10 protein-coding genes are annotated in these 13,644 nt (G+C 39.4%); 9 read left to right on the top strand and 1 reads right to left on the bottom strand.

Annotation, left to right across the window (positions count from 1 at the left end):
* From ACFSTG_RS01580 to ACFSTG_RS01540, 9 genes are all read left to right on the top strand, one after another.
* A complete protein-coding gene (locus ACFSTG_RS01580) occupies nucleotides 1-1,197 on the top strand; it encodes an EpsG family protein (protein ID WP_380747791.1) in 1,197 nt (398 codons plus the stop codon).
* A gap of 20 nt (nucleotides 1,198-1,217) precedes the next feature.
* Nucleotides 1,218-2,282, top strand: a complete 1,065-nt coding sequence (locus ACFSTG_RS01575; RefSeq protein ID WP_380747789.1) for a glycosyltransferase — start codon at nucleotides 1,218-1,220, stop codon at nucleotides 2,280-2,282.
* Between the two features lie 11 nt (nucleotides 2,283-2,293).
* Complete coding sequence (locus ACFSTG_RS01570) at nucleotides 2,294-2,860, top strand: acyltransferase (protein ID WP_380747787.1); 567 nt, start codon at nucleotides 2,294-2,296, stop codon at nucleotides 2,858-2,860.
* Nucleotides 2,857-4,038: a glycosyltransferase gene (locus ACFSTG_RS01565; RefSeq protein WP_380747785.1), complete on the top strand. Its 1,182-nt coding sequence runs from the start codon at nucleotides 2,857-2,859 to the stop codon at nucleotides 4,036-4,038. The genes ACFSTG_RS01570 and ACFSTG_RS01565 overlap by 4 nt, the downstream gene beginning before the upstream one ends.
* A gap of 9 nt (nucleotides 4,039-4,047) precedes the next feature.
* Entirely contained in the window at nucleotides 4,048-5,187 is a 1,140-nt protein-coding gene (locus ACFSTG_RS01560; RefSeq protein WP_380747783.1) for a glycosyltransferase family 4 protein, read from the top strand.
* A 96-nt stretch (nucleotides 5,188-5,283) separates the two neighbouring features.
* Nucleotides 5,284-6,423 (top strand): MraY family glycosyltransferase, encoded by a 1,140-nt coding sequence (locus ACFSTG_RS01555; protein ID WP_380747781.1) that lies wholly within the window; start codon nucleotides 5,284-5,286, stop codon nucleotides 6,421-6,423.
* A gap of 238 nt (nucleotides 6,424-6,661) precedes the next feature.
* A complete protein-coding gene (locus tag ACFSTG_RS01550; protein ID WP_380747779.1) occupies nucleotides 6,662-7,447 on the top strand; it encodes a polysaccharide biosynthesis/export family protein in 786 nt (261 codons plus the stop codon).
* 4 nt (nucleotides 7,448-7,451) lie between these two features.
* The gene (locus tag ACFSTG_RS01545; protein WP_380747777.1) at nucleotides 7,452-9,860 is read left to right on the top strand and encodes a GumC family protein; all 2,409 of its coding nucleotides are present in this window, start codon (nucleotides 7,452-7,454) and stop codon (nucleotides 9,858-9,860) included.
* A 271-nt stretch (nucleotides 9,861-10,131) separates the two neighbouring features.
* A complete protein-coding gene (locus ACFSTG_RS01540) occupies nucleotides 10,132-11,520 on the top strand; it encodes a capsule assembly Wzi family protein (protein ID WP_380747775.1) in 1,389 nt (462 codons plus the stop codon).
* A 577-nt stretch (nucleotides 11,521-12,097) separates the two neighbouring features.
* On the opposite strand, the gene kynU is transcribed toward ACFSTG_RS01540, so the two are convergent.
* Nucleotides 12,098-13,384: a kynureninase gene (gene kynU / locus ACFSTG_RS01535; protein WP_380747773.1), complete on the bottom strand. Its 1,287-nt coding sequence runs from the start codon at nucleotides 13,382-13,384 to the stop codon at nucleotides 12,098-12,100.
* Nucleotides 13,385-13,644: the final 260 nt, after the last annotated feature.

Raw genomic sequence — 13,644 nt, 5'->3', positions numbered from 1 at the left:
ATGAGAGAGGACAAATTAGCTAAAACAGTTTTTTTTATCGCTAGTCCGTTTTTAACCTTACCTGCTATACTTTATGGAATTTATAATAAATCCAAATATAGTACGATGTTGCTTGCAGGAATATTTGGTCTAATAAGCTACCTTTATGTACCTCGTATATCAAATGACCGAGCTAGATATTTTGAGTACTATGAATTATTTTCCAATTATAATTTTGAGAATTTCCTTTATTTCCTAGCCCAAGGACGTCCAGATTTTCTATTACACTATCTCATCTTTGTGTTCGCTAAATTAAATATTCCTATTCAATTATTATTTTTACTAATTACCGGTTTTACTGTAGGTGTATTTTTACGGATTTTCATTAAAATCTCTGAACAAAATCAAAGCAAAAATTCTCATTTTTTCGTGGGATTTGGGTTGATAATTTTATCCCTTTCTCTTCCCGATCTCCTTTCGGGACTACGGTTTTATTTAGCCTCATCCTTTGTGGTATTAGCTTTTTTTAAAGGATTAATGGATAATAGATTAATTTATGGGATGATATTTTTAGTTTTAGCTACTACTATACATTTTAGTTCCCTAATTTATTTTCCAATATTTTTAATACTCTTAAAATTTCCAAATAAGGATATCCTCTACAGGTACATTTTTCTTGGATCCTTTTTGTTCTTATTTATACCCAAGGATTTTATTATTTCATTTCTTGATTTATTTAATTTTACTGGTGCATATTCTCAGAAGGTGAATTTATATCTTCAACAGGAAGATCTCATTCAACGTGGTATTAAAGAAGGCTCCTCCAACTATTATCTTGTATATCTATTTTCAGTATTATGGAGTTACTTTGCCTATTTATATTTGATTTTCTCAATAAAAAGAAAATCATTATTAAGAAATATAATTTATCTCTGTTTCACCGTAGTTAATATTTTCTTTGTCGTTCCTGACGTTTATTCTAGATATCTGATTTTAATATCCTTTCTTTTCTGTATGCTATTAATATCTGAAAGACATTATTATAAGAATGCAAAGAATATTTTTATTGCATTAAGCCTTTTTTCACTCAACTTCATTTCGAGTATAATTATTCTTAGAGATAATTTGTACATAAGTCTTTTTAATAATTATTCTCTATCTCTAATATTTGTGTTTTTTAAAAAAATTTCACCATTAGATTTCCTTTCTCTGTCATGAAAAAAAAATGTGCCTTTTTAGTGGTAGCACTGGATTCCGGGGGGCTGGAAAATTATTTATTGCGATTCTTAACTCATCAAAAAGATAAAATAGATGCAACAGTTTATTGTAAGGCAGGTTATATTGGAGAATTAGAACAGGAATATCAAAAAATAGGAGTTAAGTTAAAAGCATTTTCGTTCGATTACTTCAATCTACTGCACTTTTATAATCTTTATGAAGATTTTAAAAGAAACAATTATGATTCTGTTTGTGATTTTACAGGGAATATTGCCGCATTCCCATTACTGATAGCCAAGACTCTAAAAGTTAATAAAAGGATTGTTTTTTATAGAGGATCCGAGAATCGATTTAGAAAATCAGTTCTTAAAAATTTTGTTAATTCCTTCTTTAATAAGCTAGTACGCAAAGTAAGCACTACAGTTTTAGCTAATTCTAAACATGGCTTAATTTTTTTTCACCCTGTTATCTCTCAAAACAATGATAATTTTAAAGTTATCTATAATGGAATTGATGCTAACTTATTTTTATCTTCAAATGTAGACCTTCGAGAAAAATTAAATATCCCCACTGATGCTTACGTAGTGGGCCATATTGGTCGTTTCAATCCATCAAAGAATCATAAAACAATAATGAAAGTGGCTTTAAACCTCTGCCAAAATCATGAAAACATTTATTTCATTTTATGTGGAAAAGGAGTAGATCTCAATCTAAAGGATTTAGTCCACGAAAATTCCTTAAACCATAGGATAAAGCTCTTAGGAATGCAAAGAAATATAATTGAAGTATTGAATACTCTAGATTGTTTTTATTTCCCTTCCACCACAGAAGGACAACCTAACGCATTAATCGAAGCAATGGTATCTGGAGTTCCTTTTGTCGCATCCAATATCGCTCCAATAAAAGAAACAGTTCCAACCTCTTATTATGAACAATTGTTGAACCCATTTGATGAGATAGCTGCACAAGAAAAAATTCTAAGTATCCGGACCAAAGGAATAAAAAGAGATCAAATTTTAAAAACAGAGGTTTCCAATTTATTTGAACCTAACAAATGGTTCAATAATTTTTTTACGGAATTATAGATTTACAAAGTATGAAAGGAAGAAATTCTTTTGGGAAATTTAATTTTATTTTTAAGCCCATTTATTTAATAATCAGCACTCTACCTGATTTTTTTGTAAAATTTATGTGGTCACTAATTTTACCATTTGATGGTTATGTTTTCAAAGCTTTTCGTTATTGTATTTTAAAAGCAAAAGCAAAAAAAGTTGGTGATAATGTTTCAATAAGTGCTAATGTTAAAATTAAGTACTGGGAGAAATTTAGTTGTGGTTCTAATGTAAGTATACATGACTTCTGTTATATAGATTGCGATGGAGGAGTTACCATAGGGGATAATGTTTCTATAGCTCATTCTTCTTCCCTTATTAGTGCTAATCACACTTGGGAGCTGGTTAAAACACCTATAAAATATAATCCTTTAATAAAAAAAGGAATAATAATAAAAGATGATGTTTGGGTTGGCTGTGGAGTACGAATACTCGATGGTGTTAATATTGAAGAAAGGACTGTAGTAGCTGCAGGTTCGATTTTGAATAAGAATTTTCCGGGAGAATGTGTTGTCGGAGGAGTTCCAGCTAAAATTTTAAAAACAATATGAAAGCTTTATTCGTTCACGATCACATTTTTTTTAAAGAAGAAAACTCAGGGGATTTTTACAGCCCCGGGGGATTACCTAATCATGTTTGGGAAAGATATTTAAAACATTTTGATTCTTTAACTGTCATTGGTCGAGGCAAAATAGTTAATAAATCCCTAGATAATCATTTGGTATTATCTTCCCGGAATAACGTAAAATTTGAACTTCTTTACTCTGTCAGTGGAGGAATCGAATATTTTAAAAAACAATCTTTTATCAAGAATAAGTTAAAGAATTTAATTTTGGATTCAGACGTTGTCATTTTGCGACTTCCATCTACACTTGGAAATTTTGCTGCAGACATATGCAAAAAACTTGAAAAACGATATGTAGTAGAAATTGTTGGATGCGCATGGGACATTACTTGGAATTACGGAGGTCTAATCACAAAGCTATTTTCACCACTACGATTTGTCAAAACAAAAAAAATAATATCTTCAAGTAGTGCAGCAATTTATGTAACTCAGCGATTTCTGCAATCACGATATCCTTGCAATGGGATTCAGTCTTACGCGTCCAATGTTCAAATAGAAAATTTTCCAAAAATAATACTTGATCAACATTTGGCCCAAGTCTTCAAAGAAAAAAAAGTACTAAAACTAGGATTCGTAGGAAATATTTCCATGAAATATAAAGGGCTCGAAGTTCTTTTAAAGGCATTGAAAAATGTTGTTGACACCTTTCAAAATGTAAAACTATATTTGGTTGGAAGTGGTGATCCAGCATGGGTTACTGCTATGATTAATAAATATCAAGTTAAAGATTACGTAATTATTGTAGGTCCCCTACGTAGTGGTGATGAAGTTTTTAATTTTTTAGATTCCCTCGATCTTTACATTCAGCCTTCTCTAACAGAGGGTCTCCCCAGAGCTTTGATTGAAGCTATGAGCAGAGCAACTCCAGCATTAGGATCAAGTGTTGCAGGTATTCCCGAATTACTATCAAAAAATTGTCTTCATAAACCTGGAGATTATCAAAATTTAAGCACACAGATCATTACATTTTTGAAAGACAAAAAGAAATTGGCAAAGATGGCTCACATGAATTTTGAGGAATCAAAAAAATATACAGTAGAAGTTTTGGAAAAGAGGAGAGAATTATTTTTCGCAGACGTAAAAACCTTGTTTAGTACCACCTAAATACTAAAAATGAAAAATAATAATAAGAAAAAGATTGCAATAATTGCTAATACCTCATGGTATCTATTTAATTTTAGAAAAAATCTCCTTCAGAAATTGGTCAATAGCGGTTATGAAGTCATTGCTGTCGCTCCATATGATGAATTCTCTCAAAAACTTAAAACTCTTGGTTGTATTTATGAACATATTTATATAGATAGTAAAAGTAAAAACCCAATTAACGATATTTCTATTACTATCAATTTTTTACGAATTTTCATAAAAAAAAAGCCAGCGGTTATTTTAAATTTTACTGCAAAACCCAATATTTATGCTACCCTTGCTGGCAGAACGCTGGGAATTCCCGCAGTGAATAATATTGCCGGTTTAGGATCTGGTTTTGTTGAAGAGTCTATGACCACAAAAATTCTTAGAATATTATACCGATATTCACAGAAAAAAGCGTCCAAAGTGTTTTTTCAGAATGAAGATGATTTTCAAGAATTCCTCTTTCACAAAATGGTATTTCCGGAAAAAACAACCATTCTACCGGGTTCCGGGGTAGATCTGCAACATTTCAGCCACCACACTCTCCCAGTCATCACCAGAGAAAAAAAATTCACTTTTTTGCTTATTTCTCGCATTTTATACTCTAAAGGAATTGAACTTCTGTTTTATGCCGCGAAGAAAATTTATGATGAACGTAATTATGACTTTCGGGTACAGGTTGTTGGTCAAGTAGGGGTAAATAATTCTGATGCAATTCCTTTGTCAAAAATTGAAGAATGGAATAACGAACCGTTCTTTGAGTATCTTGGAAAAACTGAAGATATTCGCCAGTATATTACTCAATCTCATTGCGTTATACTCCCCTCTTTTTATCGGGAAGGCACTCCAAAAAGCATCTTAGAAGGGCTTGCCATTGGTAGACCAATAATCACAACTGACATGCCCGGTTGCAGAACTACCATTGTTAAAGGGCAAAATGGGTTTCTAATTAAGCCTAGAGATGTAAATGACCTAGAACAAAGTATGAGAAAAATGATCTCTTGCGATTACGCCCAATTACAGGAAATGGGTTCCAAGTCAAGACAACTGGCAGAGCAAAAATTTGATGAACAAATAGTAATAAAACAATACCTAAAGACCATCAACTCCATCCTGAATTGACATATTAAAATCTAATTCTTCAATTCAAAACAACTTCCCATTGGTCCCTACCCGATTGGAGTCTATTTTCTAATCATCCAAAACTAACCTATTATTATGAACATTCTCGATCAGGAGATCATCCTGGAGTTTTTCCGTTCTCACTATGAACTGTTTGTGACTATAGTTTTTATGGGCACCTTTGGTTTGACTTTCTACCTTATCCCCAAAGTACTCTGGGTGAGTAAGGAAAAGAACCTCATGGCAGGGGTGAACGAAAGAAGTTCCCACTCCCTGGCAGTACCCACCTTTGGAGGGGTAGCTTTTTATATAAGTATCATCATGGTGCTCACCATTCTGCAAAGTATGCGGCTTACTTATGTCGGCAATCATCTTATCGCCGCGATCACCATACTCTTCATGGTAGGACTTAAAGATGACCTGGTGATCTCTACGGCAAGGGTAAAACTTTTAGGTCAGATCACCGCTGCCCTCTTTCTTATCTTTTCTCCTGAACTCAGGCTGGAAAGCCTCCACGGGTTTCTGGGGATCTTTGAAATCCCTGTCATTATTGGCACCCTTCTGAAAGTGTTTATAGTCCTGGCCATCGTGAACTCCTTTAATCTCATAGACGGAATCGACGGACTGGCGGCTATCGTGGGAATCGTGATCTCCCTGGTGTACGCTTTTGTTTTCTATGGTACAGGGCATCCTTATTACGTTTTGGTAAGCATCAGCCTTGCAGGGATACTTAGCGCTTTTCTGCGCTATAATTTCTCCCGCGGGGAAAGGAAGATCTTTATGGGGGATTCCGGCAGTTTGCTGGTAGGACTGGTATTGGCTTTCTTAACACTTAAACACCTGGTGATGAAGCCTGATGTTGCTTTAATAGCTGAGGGCTATCATCCCGGAAACCGATTATTATTTCTGGCCTCTGTGTTATTCATACCCGCTTTTGATACCCTCCGGGTAATCATCATCAGAAAACTAAACGGCCTCAGCGCCTTTTCGCCCGACCGCAACCACTGCCATCACGTCCTTCTCGACCTGGGCCTTTCACATAAAAAAGCCGCTTTCAGTCTCGGCCTGCTCAATCTGGTGGTCATCGGGATCTACTTTTCCCTTTCCCACAGCTTGAGTCAGCCCTGGCTCCTCTTCCTCGTCGTCAGCCTCTACTCCGCCAGCTTTGCCCTTTTTGGATGGCTAAAGGTAGTAGGCGCAAGAATGGCCAAGGGATCTGTAGTGGGAAGTAGGTAAGCCGTCAGTTCGAGCCTGCCTGCGGTAGGTAGGTATTTTTTTGGCCGGTTCTCGATACTATTTTACAACTGCGGTTTGCAGTGGTAAAATCACTCGAACTGACGGCCAAAAAAATGTATCGAGAACAGATTCAGTGGCCAGTGACCAGTACATTCAAAATAATACCTTCAATTACGGTTTTCCGCATTGTTAAACAAATCTTAAAAACATACTTTTACACCTCCTTAAAAAGAACCCAATGAATTTCCGCATCTCAATTTCTATAATAACCACATTACTATTTATCCTGGTTTTTACCTCTTGTGTTTCAAGGAAAGAAATAGCATACTTTCAGGATATGCCTCAGTTGCAGTCCCAGTTAGAGGAGGCTAAAACAAACCTGAAAATAAGGCATAATGACCTGCTTACCATAACGGTTTCCGCAGCCAACCTGGAGGCGGTCCAACCATTTAATTTACCTGTTACTTCTGCTCCGAGAGTGGGGGAGCCTGGTAGCGTTAGCGGAAATATGCAATTGCAAAGTTACCTGGTGGACAGTGACGGGAATATTGAATTTCCGTTGCTGGGAACGGTGCATGTGGCTGGTCTCACCCGCCAGGAGCTGGTAGAAAAATTTAAAAAAGAGATCTCGGTCTATGTACAGGACCCCATAGTGAACATAAAGATCGTAAACTTCCAGGTAACCATCCTGGGAGAGGTCAACAGGCCGGGCACTTTTACGGTTCCTGATGAACGCCTTAGCCTCTCAAAAGCACTGGGGCTGGCAGGAGATCTTACTATCTATGGTCGCAGGGACAATGTGATGATCCTTAGAGAAACCGGGGGAATCAAGGAGTATAAGTATGTTGATCTCACCAAAAGTGAGTTCCTCAACTCTCCTTATTATTACCTGCAGCAAAATGATGTGGTGTATGTGGAGCCAAATTCTGCCCAAATGCAGGGTGCCAGTTATAACAGGAACGCCTCCGTATACATTTCCATCGCCTCGGTCCTTATTTCATTAATTATAGTAATTATACGTTAAAAGCATGTCACACCAAATACATACTCCCCGTCCCCAGGAAGAAGAAATTGATCTAAGGGAGCAGCTTGAGATCTATCTGCGCCGCTGGCCGTGGTTTGTAGCCGGGATAACCATCTGCATCTTTGTTGCCTTTTTGTACCTGCGATTCACCACTCCTGTTTACAATACGGTTGCCACGGTGATCATTAAGGATGAGGAAAAAGGTGGGGGTTCGTCTGAGCTTGCTGCCTTTGCCGATCTTGGTCTTTTAGGCGGAATGGGTACTGCTTCCATAGAGAATGAACTGGGTATCTTCAGGTCTAAACGTCTTATGACAAATGTGGCCAGGGAATTAAACCTGCATGTACGCTATTACCATACCGGGAGCATGCCTGAAGTTGAACTTTTTGCAGAGCGCCCTTTTAATATTCAGCTGCTGGTATTTGAGACTGAAAAATTTGAAAAAATGGCTGCTGCGGAAGAAACAGAACCTTTATTTTTTGAGATCACTTCAGACTCAACCTATGTTGTTTCTGCGGAAGATTCGGGTTTTCACAAGAAAATGAATTTTGGGGAAGCCCTTTCCCTGCCTTATGCTGAAATTTCAGTAACCCCTAATATGGCTTTTACCGGAAACCTTTCCGAAGCAACTGAAAAGGGATCCATAAAGGTCATTTTTGGCACTGTAGAATCTGCCGCTGCAGCATACCGTGAACACGTGCAGGTAAACCTTACCGATAAGAATTCAAGTCTCATCGAATTGAGCCTGCAGGACCCGGTAAAGAGCAAAGCCCGGCAGATCCTCGACCAACTTATCTATGAGTATAATAAGGAGGCAATTGAGGACAAGAACCTGGTTTCTCAAAACACTGCCAACTTCATTGAAGACCGCCTGCAGATCATTACCCAGGAACTGGATTCGGTAGAAACCGGAAAAGAGCAGTTCAAAAAAGAGAACCAGCTGACGAATATCGAGGAAGAATCTAAAGTATTCATTGAGAACGCGAATGACTTCCGGAACCGTCAACTCGAGGTGGAAACCCAACTGGAGCTTACCAATACCATGATAAATTACCTAAAATCTGACGTAGACGGACTTTTGCCTTCTAATCTGGGTTTCAAAGAAGAGGGAGTGGGCAATATTATTCAGTCTTATAACTTAATGGTACTTGAAAGAGACCGAATCCTTTCGGGATCTACTGAAAGGAACCCGGTGGTGATCAACCTCAACAACCAGATTAAACAAATACGGGCAAACGTCCTGCAGAGTCTGAACAATTTGCGTACATCCCTCCAGATCGCGCAAAATGATCTCAACTCCCAGGAAGCAAAGATCGAAGCCCAAATTGCTAAGGTTCCTTCCAAGGAGAAGGAGTTTCGGGTAATAGAACGCCAACAAAGCATTAAGGAAGCACTTTACCTGTTCCTGTTGCAAAAAAGGGAAGAAACATCCCTCTCTTTGGCCGTGACGGCCCCAAAAGCAAAGATCGTAGATGCTGCTTACAGTTCCAAAGAGCCCGTTTCCCCAAAACCGAAGATCATAATTCTGGCGGCACTCATAATGGGTCTCCTGATCCCTTTCCTTTATATTTATCTGAAAAATCTACTGGATAACAAGATCAAAGATCGAAAGGATATTGAAGAGGTTACCAAAGAGATCCCTATTGTGGGGGAAGTGCCCCGAATAGGAAGAAAAGACAGCGATATTATTGCAAACAATGACCGTTCTGTGCTGGCAGAATCTTTCCGAATCCTCCACACCAACCTGCAATACCTGCTGGTGAATGCAGGAGAAAAAACGGAAGGAAATACCATTTTTGTTACGTCTACAGTTAAAGGGGAAGGAAAGACATTTGTCGCCTTCAATACTGCACTTACTTTAGCATATTCAGGAAAGAAGGTCCTGCTGGTGGGTGCTGACCTTAGGAATCCACAGTTACAGCGTTATGAAACCGAAGCAAGATCATACCTGGGGGTAAGTGATTATCTGGTCAATGACAGCTTAATTCTTGAGGAATTGATAACCAGGTCCAAAGTCCATGAAGATGTGCACCTTTTAGCCTCGGGGACCATACCTCCCAACCCTTCGGAATTATGGAGACGCAAAAAAGCGGCAATATTCTTTAAAGAACTGGAAGGAAAATATGATTATGTTATTGTAGATACAGCGCCTTGTATGCTGGTAACAGATACTTTCCTTATCCATAAATACGCTGATGTAACCCTTTATGTCACCCGCGCCGGCTACACCGAAAAGAAACTTCTCAACTTTGCCCTCGATGCTAAAAAAGACGGCAAGCTGGAAAATATAAGTTTCGTTTTGAATGATGTAGAAGCCGCCAACTTTGGCTATGGTAATAAATACGGCTATGCCTACGGTGAAGAGAATGAGAGCTTCTGGAAAAAACTAAGAGGCAAAGCCGCTTTCTGGTAAAAAAAGTATTGAGTAGTTAGTATTGAGTGTTGAGACGGTCATCAGTTAGCCTCTTTTGAAGGTTCTCGTCACTTCGAGTGGTTTTAAAAACCGGGAGGTTTTGAAAATTGTATCGAGAAGTCGAGAACATAGGCGTGTCTACCCTTGTTCTCGATACAAATTTGTTCCTGCTTCGCAGTCCCAAATTCACCCACCGCGGCGGGCAGGCTCGAACTGACGGGGCTAACGAACTGACGGGAAAAAAAAATTGATTAAATAACCTCCTCAATTTATGACTATTAAAAAATTGAGTATTAGCAGCTGTTTCATGCTGCTAATATTTTTTGATACCCATACAGCTTCCGCTCAAACCACCTACTCAGCCGAATTAGAACTAACTACCCAGGGTGGAACTCAGGAGGAATTACCTTTCTGGATGTACAGCAATCAACGGGGAAGAATATCCCCGGAAACCAATGTTTTGGGTCTGGCGGCAGTAAAGATGCAACATCAGCTTCGGGGAGAAGCAGTGATAGAAATAGGAGCAGGAGGAGTAATCCATGACGGATTCGATGAAAAATGGGATTTGGATGAAGCTTATATCCAATTCAGAAATCAGCACTTCTATATCACCGGAGGAGTAAAGCAAAAGAAAGAATTGTATAACGGTTTAAGCGCCACCAATGAGAATATTCTGTGGTCGCTGAATGCCCGACCCTTACCTGGCGTGGAAATAGGTACGGTGAAACCTTTCTTTGTATTCCCTGGGATAGGGTTCGAAGGAAGATGGGGAGAATATCTCCTGGAAGAAGACCGGCACGTGCCCTGGGCAAGGGTGCACCACAAAAAGTTCAATATTGTATTACAACCTTCCGAAACCTGGCAAATAAAAGCGGGGATTCAGCATTTCGCTCAATGGGGTGGAGTTTCTCCGGATAGAGGACCACAACCAGAAGGATTGACAGATTATCTACGTATAGTCGCAGGAAGAGCCGGTGACAAAAAAGCATTAGAGGGTGATCAGGCAAACGTGCTGGGAAACCATTTGGGATCCTGGATTTTGGAATTAATTAAAGAATATGAAAATTTCAATACTGGGTTTATATTCAATAACTTATTTGAAGATGGATCCGGAAGTAGATTTGCCAATTTCCCAGATGGGAGATACGGCCTTTATTATAAATCAAAGGAAAATGCCAAAATTATTAATTCCATAATGTATGAATTCTTCTATACGAAAGATCAAAGTCAAACCGGCCCCCATTTATATGACAATTATTTCAATAATTCTGTAACCTATAATTCAGGATGGACTTTTCATAAAAAGGTAATTGGAGTTCCATTTTTCACTTTTGATACTGCATTAGGTCGAATTATTAATAACAAATTTACGGCCCACCATCTAGGTGTAGCTGGCGATTTTGGAAATTTTTATCAACCTCTACCTTACAGATTCTTGGTAAGTTACAGACATAACGAAGGCACGTACAGTTTTGATTTAATTCCGGCGGATAAAGAACCAAAGATCGTCTCCACCTACTTCACCACCCGTCTCTATAATGGGGAATTTGATTACGATAATCCCCGCCTCACCCTCGACTTCCTCTTCGCCGCAGACTTCCATAATCTCCTGGATTCCAATTTTGGCGCGGGAGTCAGTTTGAAATATAGTATTGAGTAGTGAGTAGCGAGAATTGAGTATTCAGTATTCAGTATTGAGTATTGAGTATTGAGATAGTAAGCCATTGACTTTTGGCTGCTTGCCCTCCGGAGCTTTTTTTAGCGCAGGAGGGTTGGCTGTTAGCCGTTGGCTTTATAATCGTCTATGTGAGCCTGCCTGCATATTGTCTCCTTCTAGAGAATCTATTAGCTGTTAGCTATTGGCCATTAGCCTTTAGCTTTTTCTGCGGAAATCTGCGAGATCTGCGGGAAAAATTAGAAGTGAGAATTCAGTAGTGAGTATTGAGTAAGCATTAGCCTTTAGGTCATGGGCGTGAGTCTTGTGTGAAATGATCTCTGCGGACTTTGCGCGGAAGCTTTGCGGCCTTTGCGTGAAAAGATTCCCGGTTCAGAATTCAAGATTTAAGATTTCTGCTGGTAAGCAATACTGTGATCCAGTGACGGAGGAACGGAGTGATGTTGTAATGCTGTGATGAAATTGTTGCCTACTACCAAACTCTACTTTATCACATGATCATCAGGTTACACCCAACTCTCACTTTCAAATCTCCATATTTTCAAATTTATTCGTCTTGGCTCTAGTCTCTAGACTCCAGGTTCTCCTTAACAAAATATCCCTTCAGCACCTCCCCAAACCTCCACATATCCTCAAAAGAACAATAAAAAGGCGCCGGTGCCAGCCGAATCACATTCGGTTCCCGCCAGTCGGTGATCACCCCGTTTTCCATGAGGTAATTAAAAAGATCCTTTCCCTGCCCATGCAGGAAAACCGATAACTGAGTCCCTCGTTCCTTCGGAGTGATGATCTCAAAATCCCCGGCAACCTTCCGCGCAACTTCCTGTAAAATAAATTCCAGGTAAACCACGATCTTATCTCGTTTCTCAATTAGCGCGGGCATACCCACTTTTTCAAACAATTCCAGCGACGCCAGGTAAGGTGCCAGTGCCAGGATAGGAGCGTTACTTATCTGCCACGCATTGGCATTAGGCTCGGGTTGAAATTCCGGTTCCATGAGGAACCTTCTTTCCTTGTTATGCCCCCACCAGCCTTCAAACCGGGGGATATCTTTTTTCCCTTGATACTGCTCATGCACAAAACATCCCGAAGCATTCCCGGGTCCCGAATTCATATATTTATAACTGCACCAGGCAGCGAAATCCACATTCCAGTCGTGCAGCTTCAGTTCGACATTCCCCGCGGCATGTGCCAGGTCCCACCCCACAAAAGCACCGACATCCTTTCCGGCTTTGGTAATGGTTTCCATTTCCAATACCTGTCCGTTGTAATAATTCACTCCGCCCATCAAGACCAGGGCACACTCCTCTCCTACTTCTTTTATGGTTTGCAGAATATCTTCTGTCCTGAAATGATTTTCCCCCTGCCTTTTCTTTACCTCCACGATCGTCTCCTTAGGATCCAGTCTGTGAAACCTCACCTGACTCGCGATCATGTACTGGTCACTGGGAAAGGCTTTTTCTTCCATGATGATCTTATACCGTTTTTCCGTAGGACGATAGAAAGAGACCATCATCAAATGCAGGTTAACCGTGAGGGTGTTCATTACTGTCACCTCTGAAGGTTTTGCGCCTACCACAGGAGCCAGTTTCTCTGCGAACCGCTCATGATAATCCCACCAGGCCTTCTTTGCCTTAAAATGCCCTTCCACCGCCAGCTCTGCCCAGTCGGTCATCACCTCATCCACGTATTCCTTTGCCTTTTTTGGTTGCAGCCCCAGCGAATTCCCTGTGAAGTAGATCACTTCTTTGCCATTGACCTTTGGGAAAAGGAATTCATTTCGGTATTTATTGAGAGGATCAGTTTGATCGAGTTGTTGAGCGTACTCCTGAGTATTCTTAAAAGTCATTTCTGAAGATTTGCTCCAAAAATACATTTTTTGCAAAGAATGAAACCTCAGAAGTTATTACGGAAAAACTAATTCTTTGTCCTTCCCTAAAGGGTGGAATTAGTTTTTCTGAAATTATGTCTTTTTCCGGCTCCCCTGCCTACCGGCAGGCAGGCTTTAGGGTTGGGGCAAAACGGAAAAAGTACTCAAGCAAATCGAACTTTACTCGCTTCATTTTGAAATAGGACTAAAAGAACTTCAGAACCCAAACGGAAAAAACT

Source organism: Salinimicrobium flavum, assembly GCF_042684505.1.
Lineage (GTDB): Bacteria > Bacteroidota > Bacteroidia > Flavobacteriales > Flavobacteriaceae > Salinimicrobium > Salinimicrobium flavum.
Note: the sequence above shows the minus strand (reverse complement) of the source record. Positions and strands in the feature narration are given on the sequence as shown.